This is a genomic window from Saccharopolyspora sp. SCSIO 74807, from assembly GCF_037023755.1.
Lineage (GTDB): Bacteria > Actinomycetota > Actinomycetes > Mycobacteriales > Pseudonocardiaceae > Saccharopolyspora_C > Saccharopolyspora_C galaxeae.
Genome location: NZ_CP146100.1, coordinates 5,740,479 through 5,764,718, shown reverse-complemented (window position 1 = coordinate 5,764,718; position 24,240 = coordinate 5,740,479). Strand labels below are relative to the sequence as shown.

Sequence of the window (24,240 nt, the reverse complement as noted above, 5' to 3'; positions counted from 1 at the left end):
GGTGGAACCGGCGCTCGCGCGGTTCGCGGCCGAACAGTCGCTCGGAATCCCGGCGGCCCGCTCGTGGTTGGCGCCCGGTGTGGACCGGCAACAACGAGGAGGCCCGAATGGCACGCGCTTCCGGCACCCCGTCGGACGGCTTCCGAGCTGACGCGGCTGGGACGCGTCCGGACCGCGCCCGCGGGCAGGTGACGGGATGGCCCGCGGTCGCGCTGGTGGCCGTGGCGTTCGGGGTCGCGATGCTCGGCACGACGCTGCCGACGCCGCTGTACCCGTTGTACGAGCAGCTGTTCGGGTTCGGCGGGCTGATGACGACCGTGGTGTTCGCGGTCTACGCCGCCGGGGTCATAGCGGGCCTGCTGCTGTTCGGGCACTGGTCGGACCAGGTGGGGCGGCGCCGGATGCTGGCTGCCGGACTGGTGCTCTCGGCGGTCTCGGCCCTGGTGTTCGTGCTGCACCCGGCCGTGGGCTGGCTGCTGGTGGGGCGGGTGATCTCCGGGTTGTCGGCCGGGATCTTCACCGGTACCGCGACGGCGACGATCGTCGACCTCGCGCCGGATCCGAAACGGGCCGGACTGGTCGCGGCGGCGGTCAACATGGGCGGGTTGGGCGCCGGGCCGCTGCTGGCGGGCGCGGTGTCGCAGTACTTGCCGCTGCCGCTGGTGATGCCGTTCGTCATGCAAGCGGCGTTGGTCTTGCTCGCACTGCTCGCACTCGTATTCGTGCCGGAGCCGGTGCGCCCGGTCGACCGTCCGCAGTTGCGGCCGCAGCGCGTCCAAGTGCCCGCCGAGATGCGCGGCGTGTTCATCCGCGCGGGCATCGCGGGATTCGCCGGGTTCGCGGTGCTGGGGCTGTTCACCGCGGTTTCCCCCTCGTTCCTGGGCGAACTGCTGGGGGAGCACAACCGCGCGTTGATCGGCGGTGTGGTGTTCGTGCTGTTCCTCGCGTCCACCGCGGGGCAAACGCTGTCACCGCGGCTGGGCGGGCAGCGCGCCTTGATCACCGGCTGCGGCGGGCTCATCGCCGGGATGGTCCTGGTCGGTTCGAGCCTGCCTGCGCGCTCGCTCGGCCTGCTGCTCACCGGCGCCGTCATCGCCGGGCTGGGGCAGGGGCTCAGCTTCCGCGCCGGACTGGGATCGGTCACCGCGGCCGGTCCCGCCGCGCGGCGCGGCGAGATCACCTCGAGCTTCTTCGTGCTGCTCTACGTCGGCATCGCCATCCCGGTGATCGGCGAGGGCGCCGCGTCCGAAGCGTTCGGGCTGATCCCGTCCGGCATCACCTTCGCCACTTTCGTGGCCGCACTAGCCGCGACCGCCGTCGTGCTGCTCACCCTGCGCGCCCGCGCGGACACTCCCTAGTCCCGGTGCGCGGTGCGCACAAGCGGCCACTCATATGAAATTCCGTGAGATTCCGCGCACCGATGCCGGATAGCCGCGATCGCCGTGTCAGGGTGTGGCCCCATGCGAGTGGAGCAGGTGGTCACGTCGATCGCTGCCGGACTGGCGATCATCGCCGTGGGCGTCGCCGGCTGGCAGCTGTGGCTGGCCCGCCGGGAGGCCCGGCAGGCGATGCAGCGCTCGGAGTCGATCCGCCGCATGGCCGCGGCTTCCGAGAGCAACGCCGAGAAGGCCGCCGAGGCGGCCCGCAACTCCCACACCCAGGCGGAACGGGCCTGGGAGCAGGTCAAGCACGCCCGCAGCCAGCTCGAAGAGGCGCGCCAGGAACGCCGCGCCAGCACGCAGGCCGAGCAGTGGGAATGGGCCTACGCGGTGACCATGAGCGCCCGCGAACTGCTCGACACCAGCAATGAGCTGGTCCGCGTCGCGCTGGACTCCGGGGTGGCGCCGCACTACCGGCTCGCCGCGGACCGGCACTACCACCAGTCCGCCCAGCGGTGGCAGGAAACGATGGTGAAGGCGGTGGCGCGCACCGGGCCGGACCTGGAGCTGCAGCAGCAAGTGATCACCTTCAGCACGGTGCACCAGCGGTTGCACGGCCACCTCGGAGTGCTCCTGCGCGCGATCGAAACCGGGTCGCTGGCCGAGGGGGACAAGCTCACCGACCAGGTCAACGGCTTGCGCAAGGAGCTCGGCAACGCGCATCGGCACTTGCAGCGCACCGTCAGCGCCAGCTTGGCGACGCCGGACACCCCGACGCAGCAGATCACCGCCGCGCGTTCGCAGCAGCCGTCGACCGAGCAGTCCTCAACCGGTCGGCCGCCGACCGGCCGGTCGCCGACAAGCCAGCCGTCGGCAAGCCAGCCCTCGACAAGCAGGACGACCGGCTAGAACGCCGACCGCTCAGCTCCCTGCGATGTCGACGACGACCCGGCCCCGGGTGCCGCCCTGCAAGATCTCGCCGGCCAGCCGCGGCACGTCGTCGAACGAGTGGACCGTGGTCGACTCGTCCAGCTGCTCCAGCGGCAGGTCCCGCTCCAGCCGCTGCCACGCCTTGGTGCGCACCGCGGTGGGGCACTGCACCGAGTCGACGCCGTGCAGTCCGATGCCGCGCAGGATGAACGGCATGACGCTGGCGGGCAGGTCGGTGCCGCCCGCCATCCCGCACGCCGCGACCGACCCGCGGTAGGAGGTCTGCGCGAGAACGTTGGCCAGCGTGCTGCCGCCGACGGTGTCCACCGCCGCCAGCCAGCGCTGCTTGTCCAGCGGCCGACCGGAACCCTCGGCCAGTTCCTCACGGTCCACGAAGGCGCTCGCGCCCAGTCGGCGCAGGTAGTCGTGCGCCTCCGGGCGGCCGGTGGCGGCCGTGACGCGGTGACCCAGGTTCGCCAGGATCGCGACGGCGACGCTGCCGACACCGCCTGCCGCGCCGGTGACGAGCACTTCGCCGTCGAGGTCGGGGGACAGGCCGGCTTCTTCGAGCTCCAGCACGCACAGCATCGCGGTCAGCCCGGCCGTGCCGATCGCCATCGTGCGCAGCTGCGTCAGGGCCTCCGGTTTGCGCACCAGCCAGTCCGAACGCACCCGCTGGCGCTCGGTGTACCCGCCGGGGTGGGTTTCGGACAGGCCGCAGCCGGTCAGCACGACCTCGTCGCCGGGCTCGAACTGCGGGGAGTCCGATGCGGACACGGTTCCGGCCAGGTCGATCCCGCAGACCATCGGGAACCGGCGGGCGATCTTGCCCTTGCCGGTGACGGCGAGCCCGTCCTTGTAGTTCAGCGAGGAGTACCGCACGTCGACCGTGACGTCACCGTCCGGCAGGTCGGTCTCGGAGAGTTCTTCGAACCGGGCCGGACCGTCGCCGTGCGAGACCAGAGCGCGATGGGTTGCCATGCCGCCGTTGTACCCTGGCGGCCGCGGCACCGCCAACACCGGCCACCGTGGACACGATGCTCCGCGCGGCCCGCGCGAGTTGATCGTAATAGCCTGCGAACGGTCAGTTCACACGATGCGATCGAGGAGGGGCAGCTGTGGCGAAGCCTCCGGTTCCCCAAGCGGTGAAAGAACTTCTGGAGAAGCCGAACCCCGCGGTCATCACCAGCGTGCGCCCGGACGGCCAGCCCGTCTCGGTGGCCACCTGGTACCTGTGGGTCGACGGCCGCGTGCTGGTCAACATGGACGAAGGCCGCAAGCGGCTGGACTACCTGCGCAGCGAGCCCCGCACGACGCTGACGGCGCTCGACTCCGACGACTGGTACACCCACATCAGCCTGCAGGGCCGGGTCGTCGAGCTGGTGGACGATCCCGACCTGTCGGACATCGACCGGATCGCCCGGCACTACACCGGGAACCAGTACCACGTGCGGGACCGCAACCGGATCAGCGCGTGGATCGAAGTCGACCGGTGGCACGGCTGGGGCTCGATGGAGAACAAGGACGTCGCGCACCACTAGGAGTCCGTTGACAGGGCTTGCGCAGCGACGCCGGTTGCTCGGGTGATCGCTGCTCAGCGGCTCCGCCGCTGACAAGAGCAAGACCAAGAAGTGAGCGGACCGCCGCCCCGGAGCGCGAGGTCCGCTCACTCGTCGCTGATCGGGTGTGTGCCCATGGCTGTGCGTGCGGTGCTGGTGACGCCGTTGTCCGGAGCGCTGGCGGAATACGGCCGGGCCGGCGCCGCGGGACTGCGGTTGTGGGCCGATCGGTTCGCCGATCCCGGGCCGGTGCGCCTCGCAGTCATCGATGCGCACCCCGATCCGCGGGCAGCCGTGCGGGAGGCCGAACAGCACGAGCCGGACCTGCTGTTCGGTCCGTACGGCAGCGGCCCGATGGCGAAGGTCGCGGCGGCGACCGAACTGCCGGTGTTCAACCACGGCGGCGCACGGTTGGAACCGCGGGAGCACGTGGTGAACGTTCTCGCACCCGCGGCGAGCTACTTCCGCGGGGCGTTGGAAGCGCTGCAGCGGGAAGATCCCGGGATTCGCCGTGTTTCGGTGCTGCACGGCGAAACCGGCTTCGGTCGCGGTGTCGGCCGGGGTGCCGAGAAGACCGCGGAACGGCTCGGTCTTGCCGTCGAGCGCGTTGCCCTGCCCGTCGAACCGCCCGACGCCGACGTGCTGCTGGTAGCCGGCCGGTTCGAGGAAGAACTCGCCGTTGCGCGCCGGCTTCGGCGGGGGAGATGGGCGGCTTTCGTCGGTGCCGGAGTCGATGAAGTCCTCGCGGAACTGGGAGATCGCCGGGAAGGACTTCTCGGCCCCGCGCAGTGGCTGCCGTCCGCCGCGCCCGAACCCGACGAGGGGCCGACAGCGGCGGAATTCGTTGCCGCGTACCGGAATTCGACCGGCACCGAGCCGCCTTACCCCGCGGCGCAAGCGTTCGCTTCGGGAATCATCGCCGCCCGCTGCTTGCGCGAGGCCGGTGTACCGGACCGTTCCGGGTTGCTGGCGGCGGCGCGAAGGCTCGACCGCACGACGCTGTTCGGCCGCTTCCGGCTCGATCCTGCGAGCGGGCGGCAAGTCGGGCACCGCGTGCTGACGGTGCAGTGGCAGGACGGCGAGCGGGTCGTGGTGTGGCCGCCGGAGCAGGCGCGCGCGACGCTGCGCCGGCCACGAGCTAGGTAGCCGGTTCGATCAGGCTGGAGATCGACGTGGCGACCGCGTCCAGCGCGTGCGTGTCCCGTGTGGACAGTGCGATCACGAACGCGCCCTGGATCAGCGCGAGGATGCTGTCGGCCAAGTCGCCGGTGCTGCTGTCGGTGCGCACGTCGCCGCGTTCGCGGCCGCCTTCGAGCAGGTCGACCAGCTGCTGCTTCCACTGCAGCAGCTGCTCGCCGAGCCGGGCGCGGAACGGCTCCGACGCCGCGGCGACCTCGGTGGACAGCTTTCCGGCGAGGCAGGCGCGCTGGTGGCCGGATTCGACGAACAGCTCCGCCATCTCGCCGAAGTAGCCGGTGATCCGCTCAGCGGTACGCAGCTCGTCGCGGGCGGACCAGCGCTCCAGCAGCTCGGCCTGGAACCGCCCGTAGCGGTCCAGCACGGCCTGCGCGAAGGCGTCCTTGGAACCGAAGTGGTGGTAGAAGGAGCCCTTCGGCACGCCGGACTCCGCCAGCAACGCGTCCACGCTGGTGCCGTGGAAACCGTTGGCGTAGAGCATCTTCATGCCCTGGCGCAGCAGTCGCTCCTTGTGCGACATCCCCGCCGTGCGCGTCGTGTTCATCCGGTCAGTCCTGTTCCTGGGGAAGCGAGCCTGCTCGGATCCTATCTGTTGACGGTTCCGTCTAGACGATTTAGTCTAGCGCCGCTTCCGATCGCTCGAACCCGCCGGGCAGCAGGCAGTTCCGCGCCCGGCCGCGAAACCCCGAAACACAGGAGCGGCAGTGCCCGACCAGGACGAGCCCGGCACCGTGACGATGCGGACCGAGGGCCGCATCGCGGTGATCACCGTTGAGAACGAGGCGAAGAAGAACTCCTACACGCCGGAGATGATCGAGCAGCTCAGCGCGCACCTGACCGCCTTCGACGAGGACGACGAGCTGTGGGCGGCGGTGTTCTGCTCGGCCGGTGAGCACACCACGGCCGGGCTGGACATGCCGAAGTTCTTCGGCCCGGACGCGACGGCGAAACCGCAGCGCGACGACATGGTCGACCCGTTCGGACTCGGCGAGCGGCGCTGCCGCAAACCCGTCATCGCCGTCGTGCAGGGCATCACCTACACCGTCGGCATCGAGATGATGCTGGCTGCCGACATCGTGGTGGCCGCCGACACCGCGCGGTTCCAGCAGCTCGAATCCCGCCGCGGCATCGCACCGCTGGGCGGTGCGCACTTCCGCTACCCCACCCGCACCGGATGGGGCAACGCGATGTACCACCTGATGCTCTGCGAGGAGTTCGACGCGCAGCGCGCGCGGGAGATCGGGTTCGTCCAGGAGGTCGTGCCGTACGGGCGGCACGTCGAGCGGGCCTTGGAACTCGCCGCCAAGATCTGCGAGAACGCGCCGATCGGAATCCGCGCGACGAAGCAGGCGGCGCGCACCTTCATCGACACCGCCGAAGAAGCCGCCATCGCCGAAATCCCCCGCATCCGCGGGCAGGTCTTCGACACCGAAGATTTCGGCGAAGGCATCAAGTCCTTTGTGGAGCGCAGGCCGGCGGAGTTCCGCGGCCGCTGAGCGCACGGCGGGTGCGGCGCAGGCGGGACGCCGCACCCGCTGCGATTCCTACACCGGCTCGGGTTCGGTCAGGGCGTCGATGCGAACGCCGTTGGCGGTGTTGCCCTCTCGTTCGATCATCACTTCGACCAGCACCGGCCTGCTGGTGGCCGCGGCCTCCGCGCGCGCCCACTCGATCGCCTCGGCCAGCTCGCCCGGCTCGTCGACCCGGCGGCCCGAGCAGCCGTAGGCTTCCATCACCTTGACGTTGTCCGTGCCGCGCTCGTCGTAGTGGATGTCCACTTCGGTGTTCATGCCGTAGCCTTCCTCGGCCATCCGGATCAGGCCCAGGTACTCGTTGTTGAGCATGATGAGCACGAACGGCAGCCGGTACTGGGCGGCGACGGCGAGTTCCTCCACCAGGAACTGGAACGAGTAGTCCCCGACGACCGCCACGACCTCGGCATCCGGCTCGGCGGATTTCACCCCGATCGCGGCCGGGATCTCCCAGCCGAGCGGGCCGGCCTGCCCGCACACCTGGTAGTGCCGTGGCCGGTGGGTGCGTTGGAACTGCCCGGACCAGATCTGGTAGAGCCCGATCGCGGTGACGAAGTAGGTCTCCGGACCGAAGATCTCGTTGATCTCCTTGAACACCCGCGGAGCCTTGATCGGGGTGGTGTCGTAATCCTCCGGCCGGGTCAGGGTCTTCTTCAACTCACCGATCCGGCCCAGCCACCGCGAGTAGTCCGGCTGCGCTTTTCGCCGCCGTGCCGCGGAGATCAACGCTCGCAGGAACAGCTCGGTGTCCGACACGACGCCGAGGTCCGGGCCGAACACCTTCCCGATCTGCGTCGGGTCGATGTCCACGTGGATGAACTCCCGCTGCCCGCGGTAGACCTCCAGCGCGCCGGTGTGCCGATCGCCGAACCGCGCACCCAGCGCCAGCACCAGGTCGGATTCCAGGAACGACTGGTTGCCGTAGCGCTGGCTGGTCTGGATCCCGGTCATCCCGGCGAAGCGCTCGTGATCCTCCGGGAACGAGCCCTTTCCCATCAGCGTGACCTGCACCGGAATCCCGAGCAGGTCGCTGAGTTCGCGAAGCTGCTCGTGCGCGTCGGCCAGCACCACTCCGCCGCCGGCCAGCAGCAGCGGACGCTGCGCCGCCAGCAGCATGTCCAAGGCGCGTTCCACCCGCGGCTGGTGCGGCTCGACGGGATGCGCGGGAAGCGGTGCGTCCAGCGCCGAATCCCACTCGATCTCCTGGCGCTGGACGTCCAGCGGCAGGTCGATCAGCACCGGGCCCGGTCGACCGCAGCGGGCCGTGCGGAACGCCTCGCGGAAGATCCACGGCGCCTGCGCGGCCTCTTTGACCTGCACCGACCACTTCGTGACGGGTTCGGCGACCGAGACGATGTCGACGGCTTGGAACGCCTCCTGGTGCAGCTTCGACGACACCGCCTGCCCGGTTATGCAGACCATCGGGATGGAGTCGGCCTGCGCGGTGTACAGCCCGGTGATCATGTTGGTGCCCGCCGGGCCGGACGTGCCGATGGCGGTGCCGACGCGGCCGTTGGTGCGCGCCCAGCCGTCGGCCATGTGCGTGGCGCCCTCTTCGTGCCGCACGATCAGGTGGTTAATGTCGCGGTGCTGCAGCGCCTGGTACAGCGGCAGGATGGCCGCCCCTGGACAGCCGAAGACGGTGTCCACGCCCTCGGACTCCAGCACGTCGGCGACGGCCTGCATGACAGGGACTTTCGGCATGGTGTAGAAACCCCTCTCGGGTGCGGTCCGCGCACCCAGGCCGGGTGCGGGTGCGGGTGCATCGGTGCTCGGAGCGGGTGGGGCGGTTCGGATGCTTGGCGGCGCTGGACCGCCCACTCGCGGCTGGATCGGCGCATCACTCCCGTCCGCTGAGGCGGGCGATCTGGCGCTGCAGCGCGGAGTGGTCGAGCGCGCCGTCGCCTTGCGCCAACGCCGCTGCCATCAGCTGCGCGGCGACGGCGGTCATCGGGGTGACCACGCCGCGTTCCCGTGCCGCGCTCTGCGCGATGCCGAGGTCCTTGTGGTGCAGTTCGACCCGGAATCCCGGCCCGAACTCGCGGTCGCGCATCTTCGCGTTCTTGGCCTCCAGCGCTTTGCTGCCCGCCAGTCCGCCGCCGAGCACGCGGAACGCCGATTCGGTGTCGACGTCGTGGGCTTCCAGGAACGTCAACGCTTCGGCGATCAGGCTCAGGTTGCCCGCGACGATCAGCTGGTTGGCGGCCTTGACGGTCTGCCCGGAACCTGCCGGTCCGACGTGGACGATCGTTTTGCCGACGATGTCGAGGACTTCCCGTGCGGCCGCGAAGTCCTCGGCCGACCCTCCGGCCATGATGGACAGCGCACCGTCGATCGCGCCCTGTTCACCGCCGCTTACCGGGGCGTCCAGCGCCCGGATTCCGCGTTCCGCGGCGGACTCGGCCACCTGCCGGGACACGTCGGGGCGAATGGTGCTGAAATCGATCAGCAGCGCGCCTTCGCGGGCGTGCGCGAGAACGCCGTCCGCGCCGAGCACGACCGCTTCGACGTCCGGGGAGTCCGGCAGCATCGTGGCCACGACATCGGCGTCCTGCACGGCTTCGGCCACCGACGCGGCCGCCTTGCCGCCCCGCTCGACCAAATGGTCCACTTTGGACTTGCTGCGGTTGTGGCCGATCACTTCGTGCCCGGCCGCGGCGAGGTTGGCCGCCATCGGGCCGCCCATGATGCCCAGTCCGACGAAACCGATCCTCATGCGTTGCCTCCGTTCAGCTCGTTGATCCAGTCGAAGCTCGCGGCGCTGGCGCCGCTGGGTTTGTACTCCAGTCCGATGTGGCCTCGGTAGCCGGTTCGGGACAGCGCGCGGAAGTAGTGCGCGAAATCGATCTCACCGGTGCCGGGTTCGTTGCGTCCCGGGGCGTCCGCGATCTGCACGTGCCCGATCGAGTCACCGCTGCGCTCGATCACCGCGGTCGCGTCGTCGCCGTTGACCACGAGGTGGTACAGGTCGAGCAACAACCGCAGATTGCCCACCGGACCGGCCCGGTGCACGCGGTCGATCACCGCCAGCGCGTCGGCCGCGGTCTTGAGCGGGTAAGCGGGTGTTCCGCTGACCGGCTCGATCAGCACGGTCGCGCCGATGCGCTCGGCCGCCCGCGCCGCCCGCACCAGGTTCTCGGTCGCGACTTCGTCCTGCTCGGCGGGTTTCGCCTCGTCGAGGCGGTTTCCGTACAGCGCGTTGAAGGCGCCGCAACCGAGGCGTTCGGCGATGCCGACGGCCACTTCGACGTTGTCGGCGAACTCGCCGGAGCGGGCGGGGTGCGAGAGCACGCCGCGCTCGCCGCCCGGCATGTCACCGGCGAAGAAGTTCAACCCGGTCAGCGACACCCCGGCCTGTTCGATCGCGCGCGCGAACCGGTCCACCTGGTGGTCGGAGGGCACCGGTTCCGGGAACGGCCACCAGAACTCGACCGCGTCGAACCCGGCGGCCTTGGCTGCCGCGGGGCGTTCGAGCAGGTCGAGTTCAGTGAACAGGATCGAGAGGTTGACGGTGTAGCGGCTGGGGTCCATCGGCCACCTGCCTTCATCATGTCGGGAGCGGGTTCCACGATCCGGCGTCCGCGGACTCCGCGGAGCGGAATCGCAGTCTATTTCACAATACGGAAATATACTTTCGTGTGTCGATAGATTAGCGACCCGAGTTTCGGTGGTCAATGACGCGCTGTGATCGCTCGCGGTGTCGGTCGCTGCCGATCTTCGAGTGCCGGTGGCTCGACGACGACCGTCCACAGTGGGCGCCCGATGGGCCGTCCGCGGACGCTAATGTCCGCGCGGCGCTGGTCGTCCGGGGAGCGGCGCCGCGCGGAACGGCCCGGCACGGCGTGCCAGCACACGGCCTTTACCTGCGAATGATTATATGCTTTTCTCGGTTCCATGCCGGGTTCGCGGAATGCCGAGGACACCACCATCGGAGGCTGGCTCACCGGCGCCGCCGGGCGTGCGCGCGACCGCGCGACACTGCTGGTCAACGGTGAAACCATCCGCTGCGGCGAGCTGGACGCGGCGGCCGAGCGACTGGCCGGCGGGTTCGCCGAGCTCGGCTTGCGACCGGGCGATCGCGTCTGCCTGATGATGCGCAGCAGCACCTCCGCGTTGCAGGTGTGGTTCGCCGCGGCGAAGGCGGGTCTGGTCGAGGTGCCGCTGAACGTCTCCAGCGGCCGGTACCTGCTCACCTACTTCCTCCGGCAAGCCGGCGCCAAAGCCGTGGTCTGCGACGCCGAGTTCGAGCCCCTGGTCGCGGAGTGCGCGGCGGAGGCGCCCGAGATCGTCCACATCGTCGTGCACGGCGAACCCGAAACCGGGCAGCGGCTCGCCGACCTGGCCGCGCGCTCCGCCGGGCCGCTGCCCGCGGTGCGGCCTACCGACCCGGCGGTCGTGCTCTACACCTCGGGCACGACCGGCCCGCCGAAAGGGGTCGTGCTGAGCCACCGCGCGAACATCAACCTGGCCAGGCACACCGTCGAGCTGCTCGGCTACACCGCGGCCGACCGGCTCTACAGCGTTTTCCCGCTGTTCCACAGCAATGCCCGCTACTGCAGCGTGATGGCCGCCATCGAGGCGGGCGCCGATCTGGTGCTGGACCGGCGGTTCTCGGCGAGCGGGTTCTGGGACATCTGCCGGGAGCACGGGATCACGGCGTTCAACTACCAGGGCGCGATGCTCAGCATCCTGCACAAGCAGCCGCCGCGGCCGGACGACGCCGACAATCCGGTGCGGCTGGCCTTCGGCGCGCCCTGCCCGCCGGAGATCTTCGCGGACTTCGAGCGCCGGTTCGGGCTGCGGCTCACCGAGATCTACGGCAGCACCGAGGTTTCCATCGTCACCGACATGCCACCAGGCAGGCGCAAGATCGGCACAGCCGGCAAGGAGTCGGCGAACTACCAGGTGGCGGTCGTCGATGAGCGCGACGAACCGGTTTCTTCCGGCACCGCAGGGGAAATCGTGGCCCGGCCGAAGAAGCCGGGGTGGATGTTCGACGGCTACCACGACATGCCCGAGGCGACCGCGAAAAGCTGGCGCAACCTGTGGTTCCACACCGGCGATCGCGGTTTCCTCGACGAGGACGGGTTCTTGGTGTTCCTCGACCGGCTCAAGGACACGATCCGGCGGCGTGGCGAGAACATCTCGACTTGGGAGGTCGAGCGGGTCGTCGCCGACCATCCCGCCGTGGCTCAGGCCGCGGCCTACGGCGTGCCGTCCGAACTGTCCGAAGAGGACGTGATGGTCGCGATCGTGGTGCGCAACGGGAAGCTGGTTGAACCGGCCGAGTTGCTGCGGCACTGCACGAGCGGCCTGACCGATTTCGCGGTTCCGCGCTACGTGCGCGTGCTCGACGAGCTGCCGATGACACCGAGCCAGCGGGTGGAGAAGTACAAGTTGCGCGAACAGGGCGTCACCGCCGATACGTGGGACCGGGAGAGCTCATGACCGACGAGCTGCTGCGCTTCACCCGCAACCAGAACGGGAACGTCCTGCTGTTGACGATGGATCGTCCCGAGAAGCTCAACGCCATGGACCGCACCTGGTTCCGCGAGCTGCGCGAGATCATGCAGGAGGCCGGGGTGGGCGACGACGTGCGCGCGATCGTGCTCACCGGATCCGGGCGGGCGTTCTCCGCGGGCGGGGACATCGACATGTTCCACGACCTCGCCGGCGACGTGGAAAAGGTGCGTCCGCACCTGAAATTCGTGTACGAAGCGTTCAACTCGGTGGAACGGTGCGCGGTTCCGGTGATCGCCGCGGTAAACGGTCTGGCCTACGGCGGCGGGACGGAGCTGGCGCTGGCCTGCGATGTCGTGCTGGCCGGCGAATCCGCGCGGTTCGCGTTCAAAGAACCGCACGTCGGACTCATGCCGGGTTACGGGATCGTGCGCGGGCCCGAAGTGATGGGGCGGCATTGGACGCGATACCTGGCTCTGTCCGGAAGGACCATCGACGCGCAACGTGCGGTGCGGGCGGGTCTGGTGCAGGAGGTCCACTCCGACGAGGCGCTGCTCGCCGAGGCGATGGGGCTGGCGGGCGAGATCGCGGCGAACTCACCGCTGTCGGCCCAAGTGGGGAAGTCGTTCATCAACCGCGACGCGGTCGGCGGCTTCGCCGAATCCACCGAGGCGACGGCGCTGCTGTTCGGCTCCGGCGAACACCGCGCGGCGGTCGAAGAATTCCGACGCGCAAGGGGTCGGTGAGACCTCTTCTGAGACGATGGAGCGAACGGACCGTTGGTCCCAATAGATTGGGCGAGCAGTCCGTTCACTCGGAACGACGCAACGATTGCTCAGAGCGCGAACCGCTCCCTGTCCTCGGCCGCGACGAGGTCCAGGTAGTCCGGGTGCTTGGCGATGAACCCCCGCACGAAAGCGCAGAACGGCTGGACCTTGAGGTTCCGCTGCCGCGCATCGTCCAGGGCGCCCCGGATCAGTTTGCTGCCGAGTCCTTGGCCGGAGTAGGCCGGGTCGATCTCGGTGTGCAGCAACGCCATGAGGTCCCGGTGCAGGTGGTATTCGACGTGCCCCGCGGCCGCGCCGTCGGCGGTGAGCTCGTAACGGGTGCGGTCGGGCTGGTCGTTCACCTCGGTGTGCACGGGACCTCCTCGGTTGCCGGATCGCGAGCTGCTGCGCCCCCATGGTGCTGCTCGGCGGCAGCGGAGGCCACCGGCTGTCAGGCGCATCACTCGGCTGCCTGCGACGCGTGATCAGCCCGTCAGCGGCGATGTCCAGGGGATGACGCGGGACGCCGGAGCGGCCGAGTTCCGGCCACCCCGGCCCCACGATCTTCGATCACGACAACCACGAGCCTGCGAGGGCTCAGTCCGCGATCCGGCACAGCGCGGCACCTTGCGCGATGGAGTCCCCGGCCGCGGCCTCCAGCCCGCTGACCGTTCCGCTCTTGTGCGCGGTGATGGAGTTCTCCATCTTCATCGCCTCGAGCACCAGCAGCAGATCACCGGTTTCCACCTGCTGGCCGTCCTCCGCGGCGATTTTGACGACGGTGCCCTGCATCGGCGCGGTGACCGAGTCGCCCGAGGGCTGGGTGCCCGAACCACGCCGCTTGCGCGCCGGAGCCGGTTTGGCGCGCTGGGCGGGGGGAGCCGGAGTCGCCGCGAAATCCGCGGGCAGCTTGACCTCCAGCCGCCGGCCGCCGACCTCGACGACGACCTCACGACCGTCCTGTGTGGACTCCGGAGCCTCCGGCGCGGGAGCCGGCGAGATCGTGTTGGCGAACTCGGTCTCGATCCAGCGGGTGTGCACGTCGAATCCGGATTCCGCGGTGAACGCGGGATCCCGCACCACGGCACGGTGAAACGGCAGCACCGTGGGGATTCCTTCGACCGTCACCTCCTCCAGAGCGCGGCGCGCCCGCTGCAGCGCCTGCGCGCGGGACGCGCCGGTGACGATGAGCTTCGCGAGCAGCGAGTCGAAGTTCCCGCCGATCGTGGTGCCCTCGTCGATGCCGCCGTCCACCCGGACACCCGGGCCGGACGGGGTGCGCAGGCGGGTCACCTTGCCGGGCGCGGGCATGAAGTCGCGTCCCGGATCCTCGCCGTTTATGCGGAATTCGATGGAGTGGCCGACCGGCTCCGGATCGGTGGTGTGCCGCAGCCGCTCGCCCTCGGCGATGCGGAACTGCTCGCGCACCAGGTCCAATCCGGTGGTCTCCTCGGAGACCGGGTGCTCGACCTGCAGCCGGGTGTTGACCTCCAGGAACGAGATCGTGCCGTCCTCGCCGACGAGGAATTCCACCGTGCCCGCGCCGGAGTAGTGCGCTTCGGCGCAGATCGCCCGCGCCGCCTGGTGAATCCGGTCGCGCTGCTCGCCGGTGAGGAACGGGGCCGGGGCCTCCTCGACGAGCTTCTGGTGCCGCCGCTGCAGGGTGCAGTCGCGGGTGCCGACCACGACCACGTTGCCGTGCTGGTCGGCCAGCACTTGGGCCTCCACGTGCCGCGGCCGGTCCAGGTAGCGCTCCACGAAGCACTCACCGCGGCCGAACGCAGAAGCGGCCTCGCGGAACGCGGACTCGTAGAGTTCGGGGATTTCTTCCAGCGTGCGCGCGACCTTCAGCCCGCGGCCACCGCCGCCGGATGCGGCCTTGATGGCGACCGGAAGACCGTGCTCGGTGGCGAACCGCACGACCTCGTCGGCGTCGGCCACCGGGTCCTTGGTGCCCGGCACCAGGGGCGCTCCCGCGCGGTCGGCGATGTGCCGCGCGGTGACCTTGTCGCCGAGGTCGCGGATCGCCTGCGGGGAGGGGCCGATCCACACCAGACCGGCGTCGAGCACGGCTTGGGCGAAATCGGCGTTCTCGGACAGGAATCCGTAACCGGGGTGCACCGCATCGGCACCGGAGCGCCGCGCGGCGTCGAGGACCTTCTCGAAGTCCAGGTAGCTGTCCGCGGCGGTCTGCCCGCCGAGGGCGAACGCCTCGTCGGCCAGCCGCACGAAAGGTGCTTCGGCGTCCGGCTCGGCGTAGACGGCCACGCTTGCGATCTCCTCGTCCTGGCAGGCGCGGACCACGCGCACCGCGATCTCGCCGCGGTTGGCGATCAGCACCTTCTTGAGCGCAGCGCTGGGCAGGTCAGCGCTGGACTGGTCGCTGTGAGGCATGTTCGTTCTGCTCCCGCAAGTAGTCGCCGAGCGGTGCTCGGTGTCGGAAACTCCCGCTGCGCGGTGTCGGAAATGCGCGAGGCGCGGTGTTTGATGTGCGCGTCGCGCGGTGTTTGATGCGCGCGTCCGCGCGGTGCATCCTCACCAGGAAGCGGGTGAGGGCGACCAGGCGTTCGGCGGCTGGTAGCCGAACACCTGCCAGCGCGCGGGGGTCGTGGGTCGTGGTTTCGCGGGCTCCGGCGCGGAACCGGCCGCCGCGCCCAGCGCGATCAGCGCCGCGGCGAGCTCGGGATCGTCCGGATTGCCGCGCAGTACCCGGAAGTTCTGCTCGTCGTGCATGTCGGTGTCCACTTCGGTCACATCGGCGGGATGCCGTGCCTGCGGTGCGGCAGGCTCGCCTTCTTGCGGCGCAGCATTTCCAGCGTGCGGGCCAGCACGTGCCTGGTCTCGGCCGGATCGATCACGTCGTCGACCAGGCCGCGCTCGGCCGCGTAGTAGGGGTGCATGAGTTCTTCGCGGTATTGCTCGGTGAGGTCGGCGCGCGCTTGCTCCGGATCCTCGGCCGCGGTGATCTCCTTGCGGAACACGATGTTGGCGGCGCCGTCCGCGCCCATCACGGCGATTTCGTTGCTGGGCCAGGTGAACGACACGTCGGCGCCGATGGAGCGCGAGTCCATCACGATGTACGCGCCGCCGTACGCCTTGCGCAGGATGACCTGCACGCGCGGAACGCTCGCGGAGCAGTAGGCGTAGAGCAACTTGGCTCCATGCCGGATGATTCCCTGGTGCTCCTGATCGGTGCCGGGAAGGAAGCCGGGCACGTCGACGAGCGTCACCAGCGGAATGCCGAACGCGTCGCAGGTGTGCACGAACCGCGCGGCCTTCTCGGACGCGTTGATGTCCAGCGCCCCGGCCAGCGTCTGCGGCTGGTTGGCGATCAGCCCGACGGGGTGCCCGTCGATGCGGGCGAACGCGCACAGCACGTTGTTCGCCCAGTGCTGGTGCACTTCGAGGTAGTCCCCGTCGTCGGCGACCTCGTCGAGCACCGCGCGCATGTCGTAGGAGCGGTTCGGTTCGGCGGGCACCAGCTCGGTCAGCGAGTCGTTGCGCCGGTCGGCGGGGTCGCCGCTGTCGCTCACCGGCGGCGTTTCCTGGTTGTTGGACGGCAGCAGCGAAACCAGGTACCGCACGTCCTCGAGGCATTCGCGCTCGTCGTCGTGCACGAACGCGGCCACTCCGGACCGGGTGGAGTGCACGTCGGCTCCGCCGAGCTCGTCGTGCGTGACCGCTTCGCCCGTGACGGCCTCCACCACCTCGGGACCGGTGATGAACATCTGCGAGATGTCCCGCACGATGAACACGAAATCCGTCAGCGCGGGGGAGTAGGCCGCGCCACCGGCGCACGGTCCGAGCATCACGCTGATCTGCGGGATCACCCCGGAAGCACGGACGTTGCGGCTGAAGATGCCGCCGTAGCCGGCCAGCGCCGTGACGCCCTCCTGGATCCGGGCGCCCGCGCCGTCGTTGAGGCTGATCAGCGGCGCACCCGCCGTCTCGGCCATGTCCATGATCTTGTGGATCTTCTGCGCGTGCGATTCACCGAGCGAGCCGCCGAAAACGCGGAAGTCGTGCGCGTAGACGAACACCGTGCGGTCGTCGATCTTGCCCCAACCGGTGATGACGCCGTCGGTGTGCGGGCGGTTGCGTTCCAGTCCGAAACCGGTGGCGCGGTGCCTGCGCAGTCCTTCGACCTCGACGAACGAATCAGCATCGAGCAGGGCCTCGATCCGTTCCCGGGCGGTGAGCTTGCCCTTGGCGTGCTGGCGCTCGGTGGCCTTCTCGCCAGGCCCGTCGTGGACGGTCCGGCGCTTTTCGTGCAGCTGGTCCACTCGGGAACGCATGTCCTGGGGGATGGACGTCTCCGGCGGTGCCGGAGTGCTGTCCTGGGCGTCGTTGACGCGGGTCATGGAAGAACTCTGCCAATCAGGGAAGCAGGGGCGATCATGGATGAGCGGCCGATCGAGGAGCGGCCGACATGTTGGCTCGACACCGTCCGATGAGGACCGATGCGATCGATTTGCTGCACCGTCCGGCACCCGCACCGGACATCGTCCGGGACGGGCGCCGAGCGGCGCGGATTTTCCGGCGGCGGAGGGAAACGAGGTGGTCAGCCTCCGCCAGGCGCCCCATTGCGCGGTCGTTGCGGCACCCGCGGTCCCGCGGATGCCGCGATCTCAGGCGGGGACCGGGGTTTCGCGGTCGGTGACCAGCTGGGCCCGCCGCTGCCCGTGCCCGCTCGCCTGCTCGAAGGCGTACCCGATCCGCAGCAGGTCGAGATCGCGCTGCGGCGGGCCGACCAGCTGCACGCCCATCGGAAGCCCGCTTTCGGTGAAACCGGCCGGTACCGACAGCGCGGGCAGGCCGGTGACCGAGACCCACGAGCACGAGCGCATCCAGTCGAGGTAGCTCTCCTGCGGGATTCCCGTGATGCGCTGCGGGAATTCCTGCGCGAGGTCGAACGGCGGAACCTGGCTCACCGGCAGCGCCAGCACGTCGTAGTGCTCGAAGAACGCCTGCATCGTGTGGAACAGCTTGGTGTGCAGCATCGCGGCCCTGCCGATGTCCGGCCCGCTGAGCCTGCGGCCGTGCTCGATGTTGCGCGCCAGGCTGGACTTGACGTGCTCGCGGTGCTTGTCGAACAGCTCGCCCAGGGTCATTTCCAGGCTCCAGGACCGCAGCACCTGGAACGCTTCGTCGGCGCCGGTGAAGTCCGGGCAGGTGTCGTCGACCTGGCAGCCCAGTTCCTCGAACACGGCCGCCTGGCGCTGCACCAGCTCGGCGGCCTCCGGCTCCACCGCCAATTCCCCGCCGAAGTCGGGGGAAACGGCGACGCGCAGTCCGCGAACATCGCTTTGCAGCGGCACGGCGAACTGCTCGCCCGGATCGTTCAGCGACTGCGGGCAGCGCTGGTCCGGCCCGGCGATCACGGACATCGCAAGCGCCACGTCGGACACCGAGCGGGCCATCGGCCCGTGCACGGTCAGCCGGTCCCAGCCGTACTTCGCGCGGATCGGCACCCGTCCCGGGGAGGGCCGGAACCCGACGACGTTGCAGAACGCCGCGGGGAACCGCAGCGAACCGCCCATGTCGCTGCCGTCGGCGAGGGGATGCATCCCGGCGGCGAGAGCGGCCGCGGCACCGCCGCTGCTCCCACCCGGCGTGCGGGTGAGGTCGTAGGGGTTGCGGGTCGGTCCGAACAACGGGTTGAACGTGTGCGCCCCGGCGGAGAACTCCGGGACGTTGGTCTTGCCGATGGTGATCGCGCCCGCGGCCCGCAACCGCTCGACGATCAGCTCGTCGCGCTTCGGGGTGCGGTCCCGCAGGATCGGCGAACCGGATGTCGTGCGGATCCCGGAGGTGGCGTGGGTGTCCTTGTGCGCGATGGGAATTCCGTGCAGCGGGCCCACTTCGGCCCCCGACGCGAGCTGATCGTCGGCGGCGCGGGCCTGCTCCATCGCCTGCTCGGCGACGAGGGTGACGATCGCGTTCACGTGCGGGTTGAGTTGCTCTACCTGGTCGAGGTGGCTTCGCACCACCTCGCGGGCGCTGAGCTCGCCGGACCGCACAGCGGCGGCGAGTTCACCCGCGGTTTGCCAGTGGACGGGGGTCATTGTTTCCTCCAGCGCAGCCGGCGACGGCCCGCGCGGCGGTGAGCGGGCTGGAGTCGGAGCGGACGACGTGAGCAACGCTAAAGACGAAATTTTGCGAAAAGTTGAACAGGGGGCGCACAGCGTCATAATCAGGACACCGCCGGACAATCGTGCGGTATCGCGACCTGCGAGGACAATCTTCCGCGCGGCATTGAGTGACTTCGACCACGCCCTATTGGGTGCACCGCGGAGAGTACTGGATTTCCGGCTGGATTCGGCTCGGATCAGTGCGCGGAAGCGTTCAGGTGCCTGGCCATTTCGAGTCCTGCGGTATGGGCGTGACCTGCTGCGATCGCTTCGGCGATGCGTGCGTGCTCGGCCGCGGCCGACCCGCTGCGGGGTTCGCAGGGCGGGCTTTCCGCGTATTCCGCGGCTTCCCGCGCGAAATCGGCCAGCAGCGGGTTGTGCGCCGCCTCGCGCACCGTTTCATGAAAATGTTCTAATATTCCTTGACCGTTCGCGGTCGCTGCCGGGTCAAGGCTCGCGAGATCGCTGTCACCGCGATTCCGCGCGGCGAGTTCGGCGAGCTTCACCTCCAATGCCCGGTGCGCCTCGACCGCGGTCTCCGCGGCGTCCCGACCCGTGCGCGGTTGCGCGCCCGCCGCGTCCAGGTCGGTCCGGAGGTAGGTGCCGTTGCCGTGGCACACCTGCACGACGCCCTCGGATTCCAGTGCCACGACGGCTTGTTTGACCGAAGCGCGGCTCACGCCCAGCAGTTCGGCGAGCCTGCGTTCCGGTGGCAGGCGATCGCCCGTGCGCAGCCCCTCCGCGGCGATGTGCTCGCGCAGTTGGGCCAGCACCTGCTCGTAGAGTCGGGAGCGGTTCACTTCGCGGAAAACGGTCGGCAAGTCGCACCTCGCTGGAGTCGGGCACTTCGGACGATCCCGAACTTAGACAGCCGAAGTGGCCGAGTGGCTGAACCAACTGTGACGCGCCGGTTAACAGAGCTCGCGCAAGGATGAGATCTGCCGCACAGGACGACGTCCTATGTGGACCGTCCGTGCGACCCGGTCGGGTGCGGAGCACGGCGCTGCTGGTGCCTCGCGCGGCGAGGTATTGCGGAGCACCGGCCGGATTCAGTGCAGCCGGTCGCTGTTGTCCAGGATGGCTGCGGAAAGCGCCGCGGCGGGCCCTTCGTCCGTGCCGTCACCACCCAGCAGCACGAATTCGACCTCTCCCGGATCGGGAAGCCGGGCGTGCGCGGGCAGCTGGCGCAATCCTTCCGGCACCAGGCTGCGAGCGTGCACCGCGACCCCCAGCCCGGCCAGTGCCGCGGCGCGCAATCCGCTGAAGCTCCCGCTGGTGCACGTGATCCGCCACGAAAGCCCTTGCCGTTCCAGCGTTTCCAGCGCCTGCGCGCGGGTGATGCTCGGCGGCGGGTACAGGATCAGCGGCACCGGCTCGCCCGGATCCAGCGACAGATCCTCGCGCCCGATCCACACCAGCGGTTCCCGCCACACCAGCCTGCCAACCGACTGCCCGGGGCGGCGCTTGCCGAAGACGAGGTCGAGCTCGTCGTTGTGCAGCTGCTCGTGCAGCGTGCCGCTCATCCCGACGGTCAGCTCCAGGTCGACCAGCCGGTGCGAACGCCGGAACTCGGCCAGGATCTCCGGCAGCTTGGACAGCACGAAGTCCTCCGAGGCGCCGAAGCGCAACCGCCCGCGCAGTTCGGAACCGGCGAAGTAGCTCGTCGCGCGCTCGTTGGCCGCGAGGATGCTGCGCGCGAAACCCACCATCGCCTCGCCGTCGGCGGTGAGCGCGACGGCGTGCGTGCTGCGGGTGAACAGCCGCCGGGACGCGACCTGCTCGAGCTTGCGGACGTGCTGGCTGACTGTGGATTGCCGCACACCGAGCCGCTGCGCGGCCTGGGTGAAACTCCGCGTCTGCGCCACCACGAGGAACGTCCTGAGCAGGGCCGGAGGGAACATCGACGGCCACGTTATCGCGCTTCGCGATAACCGTCACCACGGAAATCGTGGTTCACAGCCAACCGAGCGGTGGCTGAGACTCGCGGCGAGTCAACCCGTCCGGTGAGGAAGGCACATGAGCACGCTGCTGCGCCGTCTGCGCCCCGATCCCTACGTCCTCGCCTTGCTGGCCACCGTCGGCGTCGCCGCGCTGGTGCCCGCCAGCGGTGCGGGCGCGACCGTCGCCGACGGCGTCACCGACGTGGCCATCGCCGGGCTGTTCTTCCTCTACGGCGCGCGGCTTTCATCCCGCGCCGTCCTCGATGGACTCAAGCACTGGCGGCTGCACGTCGTGGTGTTCCTGTGCACCTTCGCACTGTTCCCGCTGCTCGGGCTCGGCGCGAACCTGCTGGTTCCGGTGGTGCTCACGCCCGCGCTCTACAGCGGTGTGCTGTTCCTGTGCACGCTTCCGTCCACTGTGCAGTCTTCGATCGCTTTCACCGCCACAGCGGGCGGGAACGTGGCGTCCGCGATCTGCTCGGCGTCACTGTCCAACATGGCCGGTATCGCGCTCACGCCGTTGCTCGTCGCACTGCTGATGGGTGGCGACGGCGGCGGGATCTCCGCGAGCTCGGTGCTGAGCCTGGTCTTCCAGCTGCTGCTGCCGTTCGTGGTGGGACACCTGTCGCGGCGCTGGATCGGCGACGGGATCGAGCGGCACAAGAAGGTGCTGAGCTACTACGACCGCGGCTCCATCCTGCTGATCGTCTACGTCGCGTTCAGCAAGAGCATGGCGGGCGGTATCTGGCAGCAGATCGGCGTGCTCCAGCTCGCGGCGCTGTTCGCGGTGATCGCGGTGCTGCTGACCGCGGTGCTGCTGATCACCAGGGGAGCCGCCCGCGTGCTCGGGTTCGACCGCGGCGACGAGAAGGCGATCGTGTTCTGCGGCTCGGTCAAGAGCCTCGCCACCGGGTTGCCCATCGCGAACGTGCTGTTCCCCAGCACCATGGTCGGGCTGGTCGTGCTGCCGGTGATGCTCTACCACCTGACGCAGCTGATCGTGTGCGCGGTGCTGGCGCAGCGGCAGGGCAGCGCCGCCGAGCCGCAGCGCGCGCCGGAACCCGAGGTCGCGGCCGCACGCTGAGCAGCCGCGCACCCGTGCTGCGCGTACCGGTGACGCTCCTTGCCAGCTCCGCGCGCTTCTCCGTAGCGTAATCGTCGTGAACTGGGCCACGGGGCGGTCCAGGTGTCTGTCGTTCCGCGGTGATCCCGTCGGCGCCCGCGACCCGATCCGCGGCACTCGACCACGGGCTCGACGAGGAGCACGATGATGACGACGCGAGCAGCCGAGCAAGCACCGGCACATCCGCTCGACCGCCTGCAACCGGCAGAAATCCGCACCGCCCGCGAGGTCCTGCGCGAAACCGGAGCCGCCGGAGCATCGACCCGCTTCGCCTACCTCGGCCTGGAGGAACCGCCGAAGGCCGACGTGCTGGCGTTCCGGGACGGCGACCCGGTACCGCGCCGCGTCAAGGCGCTGCTGCTGGATACCGGCACCGGCCGGGTCACCGACGCCGTGGTGGCGCTGCCGGATCGCGCGGTGGAATCGCTGCGCGAGGTGGACGTGGTCGCCGAAGGGCAGCCGCCGATCCTCGGCGAGGACCTCGCAGGTGTCGGCGAGATCGTCGCCGCCGACGAGCGGTGGACCTACGCGCTGGCCCGGCGCGGCATCACCGACACCGCGCAGGTGCGCGCCTGCCCGTTGTCCGCGGGCGTGTTCGACATCCCCGGCGAGCAAGGCCGCCGGATGGTGCGCGTGCTCAGCTTCCTGCAGCACCGCCCGGAGGATCACCCGTGGGCGCACCCGATCGACGGCCTGGTCGCCTACGTGGACCTGATCGAGCGCAAGGTCCTCGACGTGATCGACCACGCGCTCGTGCCGATCCCCGCCGAGGAGGGGAATTTCGACGATCCGGAGCAGACCGGGCCGGCCCGCACCGACCTGCGGCCGATCGAGATCAGCCAGCCGGAAGGACCCAGCTTCACCGTCTCCGGCGATGCGGTCAGCTGGCACGACTGGCGGTTCCGGATCGGCTTCGACGCCCGCGAAGGCTTGGTGCTGCACCAGATCCACTACCGGGACGGGGACCGGCTGCGGCCGATCGTGCACCGCGCGTCGATCGCCGAGATGGTCGTGCCCTACGGCGACCCGGGCCCGGTGCGGTTCTGGCAGAGCTACTTCGACGCCGGGGAGTACCTGCTCGGCAAGCAGGTGAACTCGCTGCGGCGCGGCTGCGACTGCCTCGGCGAGATCCGCTACTTCGACGTCACCGTCGCCGACGACCACGGCGAACCGCTGACCGTCGACAACGCGATCTGCCTGCACGAGGAGGACGCCGGGCTGCTGTGGAAGCACACCGACATCTTCACCGGTTCCAAGCAGGCGCGGCGGCAGCGCAGGCTGGTCATCTCCTTCTTCGCCACCATCGGCAACTACGACTACGGCTTCTACTGGTACCTCTACCTGGACGGCACGATCCAGTTGGAGGTCAAGTCGACCGGTGTCGTGTTCACCTCCGCTTACCCGGGGACTGCGGACCCGGGGGCTGCGGACCCGGGGGCTGCGTACCCGGGGGCTGCGTACCCGGACGGCGGGTATCCGTGGGCGAGCGAGCTCGCGCCGGGCCTCGGGGCGCCGTTCCACCAGCACCTGTTCGGCGCGCGGCTGGACATGATGGTGGACGGGCTGCGCAACGCCGTCGACGAGGTCGAGGTGCGGCGGGTGCCGATGAGCGCGGAGAACCCGCACGGCAACGGATTCACCCGCACCTCGACCCGGCTGGAGACGGAATCCGGGCGGATGGCCGACAATTCGGTCGCGCGGAGCTGGCGGGTGACGAACCCGGAAGTCACCAACCGGCTCGGCCGACCGGTCGGCTACGTGCTGCATCCGCAGGGGCAGCCGACGTTGCTGGCCGATGACGACTCCCCGAACGCGCGCCGGGCGGCGTTCGCGACCAAGCACCTGTGGGTGTCGCAGTACCGGGACGGACAGCGCTGGCCCGCGGGTGAGCACGTCAACCAGAACGCGGGCGGTGCCGGGGTTCCCGAGTACGTCGCCGCGGGCGAATCGATCGACGGTGCCGATCTGGTGCTGTGGCACACCTTCGGCACGACGCACTTCCCGCGCACCGAGGACTGGCCGGTGATGCCGATCGACACCTGCGGATTCACCTTGAAGCCCAACGGATTCTTCGACCGGAACCCCACGTTGGACGTTCCCGCACCGCCCTGCCACTGACCCTCCCACTGCCACGAGCCTGGAGCGAACGGCCTGTTCGCCCAATCTATTGGGACCAACGGTCCGTTCACTCCGGTATGAGTGCGCGGATCGAGCGGCGCCCG

Annotated in this window: 21 protein-coding genes; 9 read left to right on the top strand and 12 right to left on the bottom strand. The window is 69.7% G+C overall.

Features of this window, described 5'->3' with window-relative positions; translation table 11 throughout:
* The first annotated feature begins 107 nt into the window (after window positions 1-107).
* Both V1457_RS26515 and V1457_RS26510 read left to right on the top strand, forming a co-directional pair.
* Window positions 108-1,358 (top strand): MFS transporter, encoded by a 1,251-nt coding sequence (locus tag V1457_RS26515; RefSeq protein WP_338597639.1) that lies wholly within the window; start codon window positions 108-110, stop codon window positions 1,356-1,358.
* Between the two features lie 102 nt (window positions 1,359-1,460).
* Window positions 1,461-2,288: a hypothetical protein gene (locus tag V1457_RS26510; RefSeq protein WP_338597638.1), complete on the top strand. Its 828-nt coding sequence runs from the start codon at window positions 1,461-1,463 to the stop codon at window positions 2,286-2,288.
* Window positions 2,289-2,300: 12 nt separating this feature from the next.
* On the opposite strand, the gene V1457_RS26505 is transcribed toward V1457_RS26510, so the two are convergent.
* Entirely contained in the window at window positions 2,301-3,290 is a 990-nt protein-coding gene (locus tag V1457_RS26505; RefSeq protein WP_338597637.1) for an MDR family oxidoreductase, read from the bottom strand.
* Between the two features lie 137 nt (window positions 3,291-3,427).
* Between V1457_RS26505 and V1457_RS26500 the strand changes: the two genes are divergently transcribed.
* Both V1457_RS26500 and V1457_RS26495 read left to right on the top strand, forming a co-directional pair.
* Window positions 3,428-3,850, top strand: a complete 423-nt coding sequence (locus tag V1457_RS26500) for a TIGR03618 family F420-dependent PPOX class oxidoreductase (protein WP_295145252.1) — start codon at window positions 3,428-3,430, stop codon at window positions 3,848-3,850.
* Between the two features lie 153 nt (window positions 3,851-4,003).
* Window positions 4,004-5,014 (top strand): ABC transporter substrate-binding protein, encoded by a 1,011-nt coding sequence (locus tag V1457_RS26495; RefSeq protein WP_200072169.1) that lies wholly within the window; start codon window positions 4,004-4,006, stop codon window positions 5,012-5,014.
* Here the strand turns inward: V1457_RS26495 and V1457_RS26490 are convergent.
* The gene (locus V1457_RS26490; protein ID WP_200072170.1) at window positions 5,007-5,609 is read right to left on the bottom strand and encodes a TetR/AcrR family transcriptional regulator; all 603 of its coding nucleotides are present in this window, start codon (window positions 5,607-5,609) and stop codon (window positions 5,007-5,009) included. The two genes, V1457_RS26495 and V1457_RS26490, sit on opposite strands and share 8 nt — an antisense overlap.
* A 160-nt stretch (window positions 5,610-5,769) precedes the next feature.
* Here V1457_RS26490 and V1457_RS26485 point away from each other — a divergent pair, with 160 nt between their 5' ends.
* Window positions 5,770-6,561 (top strand): crotonase/enoyl-CoA hydratase family protein, encoded by a 792-nt coding sequence (locus V1457_RS26485; protein WP_338597633.1) that lies wholly within the window; start codon window positions 5,770-5,772, stop codon window positions 6,559-6,561.
* 48 nt (window positions 6,562-6,609) lie between these two features.
* Here V1457_RS26485 and gcl read toward each other — a convergent pair whose 3' ends face one another.
* The 3 genes from gcl to V1457_RS26470 all read right to left on the bottom strand — a co-directional run bounded on the left by gcl (window position 6,610) and on the right by V1457_RS26470 (window position 10,128).
* A complete protein-coding gene (gcl, locus tag V1457_RS26480) occupies window positions 6,610-8,301 on the bottom strand; it encodes a glyoxylate carboligase (RefSeq protein ID WP_338597631.1) in 1,692 nt (563 codons plus the stop codon).
* 136 nt (window positions 8,302-8,437) lie between these two features.
* The gene (locus tag V1457_RS26475; protein WP_407074729.1) at window positions 8,438-9,313 is read right to left on the bottom strand and encodes a 2-hydroxy-3-oxopropionate reductase; all 876 of its coding nucleotides are present in this window, start codon (window positions 9,311-9,313) and stop codon (window positions 8,438-8,440) included.
* Window positions 9,310-10,128, bottom strand: coding sequence for a TIM barrel protein (locus tag V1457_RS26470; protein ID WP_338597629.1), 819 nt, complete (start codon window positions 10,126-10,128; stop codon window positions 9,310-9,312). The genes V1457_RS26475 and V1457_RS26470 overlap by 4 nt, the downstream gene beginning before the upstream one ends.
* A 363-nt stretch (window positions 10,129-10,491) precedes the next feature.
* On the opposite strand from V1457_RS26470, the gene V1457_RS26465 reads away from it, so the two are divergent.
* Both V1457_RS26465 and V1457_RS26460 read left to right on the top strand, forming a co-directional pair.
* Window positions 10,492-12,045: an AMP-binding protein gene (locus V1457_RS26465; protein WP_338597627.1), complete on the top strand. Its 1,554-nt coding sequence runs from the start codon at window positions 10,492-10,494 to the stop codon at window positions 12,043-12,045.
* A complete protein-coding gene (locus V1457_RS26460) occupies window positions 12,042-12,803 on the top strand; it encodes an enoyl-CoA hydratase/isomerase family protein (protein ID WP_338597626.1) in 762 nt (253 codons plus the stop codon). The genes V1457_RS26465 and V1457_RS26460 overlap by 4 nt, the downstream gene beginning before the upstream one ends.
* Window positions 12,804-12,892: 89 nt before the next feature.
* Here the strand turns inward: V1457_RS26460 and V1457_RS26455 are convergent, their stop codons facing one another.
* From V1457_RS26455 to V1457_RS26425, 7 genes are all read right to left on the bottom strand, one after another.
* Window positions 12,893-13,198 (bottom strand): GNAT family N-acetyltransferase, encoded by a 306-nt coding sequence (locus V1457_RS26455; RefSeq protein ID WP_295145278.1) that lies wholly within the window; start codon window positions 13,196-13,198, stop codon window positions 12,893-12,895.
* Window positions 13,199-13,421: 223 nt separating this feature from the next.
* Window positions 13,422-15,218 (bottom strand): acetyl/propionyl/methylcrotonyl-CoA carboxylase subunit alpha, encoded by a 1,797-nt coding sequence (locus V1457_RS26450; protein WP_338597624.1) that lies wholly within the window; start codon window positions 15,216-15,218, stop codon window positions 13,422-13,424.
* Between the two features lie 141 nt (window positions 15,219-15,359).
* Complete coding sequence (locus V1457_RS26445) at window positions 15,360-15,578, bottom strand: acyl-CoA carboxylase epsilon subunit (protein WP_295145283.1); 219 nt, start codon at window positions 15,576-15,578, stop codon at window positions 15,360-15,362.
* On the bottom strand, window positions 15,575-17,185 hold the full coding sequence (locus V1457_RS26440; protein ID WP_338597623.1) for an acyl-CoA carboxylase subunit beta: 1,611 nt from the start codon (window positions 17,183-17,185) through the stop codon (window positions 15,575-15,577). Before V1457_RS26440 ends, V1457_RS26445 begins: the two co-directional genes overlap by 4 nt.
* Window positions 17,186-17,452: 267 nt before the next feature.
* Window positions 17,453-18,889 (bottom strand): amidase, encoded by a 1,437-nt coding sequence (locus V1457_RS26435; RefSeq protein WP_338597621.1) that lies wholly within the window; start codon window positions 18,887-18,889, stop codon window positions 17,453-17,455.
* 263 nt (window positions 18,890-19,152) lie between these two features.
* Window positions 19,153-19,755, bottom strand: a complete 603-nt coding sequence (locus tag V1457_RS26430) for a GntR family transcriptional regulator (RefSeq protein WP_338597620.1) — start codon at window positions 19,753-19,755, stop codon at window positions 19,153-19,155.
* A 249-nt stretch (window positions 19,756-20,004) separates the two neighbouring features.
* Window positions 20,005-20,856, bottom strand: coding sequence for a LysR substrate-binding domain-containing protein (locus tag V1457_RS26425; protein WP_338597618.1), 852 nt, complete (start codon window positions 20,854-20,856; stop codon window positions 20,005-20,007).
* Between the two features lie 115 nt (window positions 20,857-20,971).
* Here V1457_RS26425 and V1457_RS26420 point away from each other — a divergent pair, with 115 nt between their 5' ends.
* Window positions 20,972-21,979: a bile acid:sodium symporter family protein gene (locus tag V1457_RS26420; protein WP_295147579.1), complete on the top strand. Its 1,008-nt coding sequence runs from the start codon at window positions 20,972-20,974 to the stop codon at window positions 21,977-21,979.
* 186 nt (window positions 21,980-22,165) lie between these two features.
* Entirely contained in the window at window positions 22,166-24,136 is a 1,971-nt protein-coding gene (locus tag V1457_RS26415) for a primary-amine oxidase (RefSeq protein ID WP_338597616.1), read from the top strand.
* Window positions 24,137-24,240: the final 104 nt, after the last annotated feature.

What these genes read in the sequence shown, in the direction of transcription:
- V1457_RS26515 (WP_338597639.1), top strand. Translation starts at nt 108, where the DNA reads ATGGCACGCGCTTCCGGCACCCCGTCGGACGGCTTCCGAGCTGACGCG.
- V1457_RS26510 (WP_338597638.1), top strand. Translation starts at nt 1,461, where the DNA reads ATGCGAGTGGAGCAGGTGGTCACGTCGATCGCTGCCGGACTGGCGATC.
- V1457_RS26505 (WP_338597637.1), bottom strand. Translation starts at nt 3,290, where the DNA reads ATGGCAACCCATCGCGCTCTGGTCTCGCACGGCGACGGTCCGGCCCGG.
- V1457_RS26495 (WP_200072169.1), top strand. Translation starts at nt 4,004, where the DNA reads ATGGCTGTGCGTGCGGTGCTGGTGACGCCGTTGTCCGGAGCGCTGGCG.
- V1457_RS26490 (WP_200072170.1), bottom strand. Translation starts at nt 5,609, where the DNA reads ATGAACACGACGCGCACGGCGGGGATGTCGCACAAGGAGCGACTGCTG.
- gcl (WP_338597631.1), bottom strand. Translation starts at nt 8,301, where the DNA reads ATGCCGAAAGTCCCTGTCATGCAGGCCGTCGCCGACGTGCTGGAGTCC.
- V1457_RS26475 (WP_407074729.1), bottom strand. Translation starts at nt 9,313, where the DNA reads ATGAGGATCGGTTTCGTCGGACTGGGCATCATGGGCGGCCCGATGGCG.
- V1457_RS26470 (WP_338597629.1), bottom strand. Translation starts at nt 10,128, where the DNA reads ATGGACCCCAGCCGCTACACCGTCAACCTCTCGATCCTGTTCACTGAA.
- V1457_RS26465 (WP_338597627.1), top strand. Translation starts at nt 10,492, where the DNA reads ATGCCGGGTTCGCGGAATGCCGAGGACACCACCATCGGAGGCTGGCTC.
- V1457_RS26460 (WP_338597626.1), top strand. Translation starts at nt 12,042, where the DNA reads ATGACCGACGAGCTGCTGCGCTTCACCCGCAACCAGAACGGGAACGTC.
- V1457_RS26450 (WP_338597624.1), bottom strand. Translation starts at nt 15,218, where the DNA reads ATGCCTCACAGCGACCAGTCCAGCGCTGACCTGCCCAGCGCTGCGCTC.
- V1457_RS26440 (WP_338597623.1), bottom strand. Translation starts at nt 17,185, where the DNA reads ATGACCCGCGTCAACGACGCCCAGGACAGCACTCCGGCACCGCCGGAG.
- V1457_RS26435 (WP_338597621.1), bottom strand. Translation starts at nt 18,889, where the DNA reads ATGACCCCCGTCCACTGGCAAACCGCGGGTGAACTCGCCGCCGCTGTG.
- V1457_RS26425 (WP_338597618.1), bottom strand. Translation starts at nt 20,856, where the DNA reads ATGTTCCCTCCGGCCCTGCTCAGGACGTTCCTCGTGGTGGCGCAGACG.
- V1457_RS26420 (WP_295147579.1), top strand. Translation starts at nt 20,972, where the DNA reads ATGAGCACGCTGCTGCGCCGTCTGCGCCCCGATCCCTACGTCCTCGCC.
- V1457_RS26415 (WP_338597616.1), top strand. Translation starts at nt 22,166, where the DNA reads ATGACGACGCGAGCAGCCGAGCAAGCACCGGCACATCCGCTCGACCGC.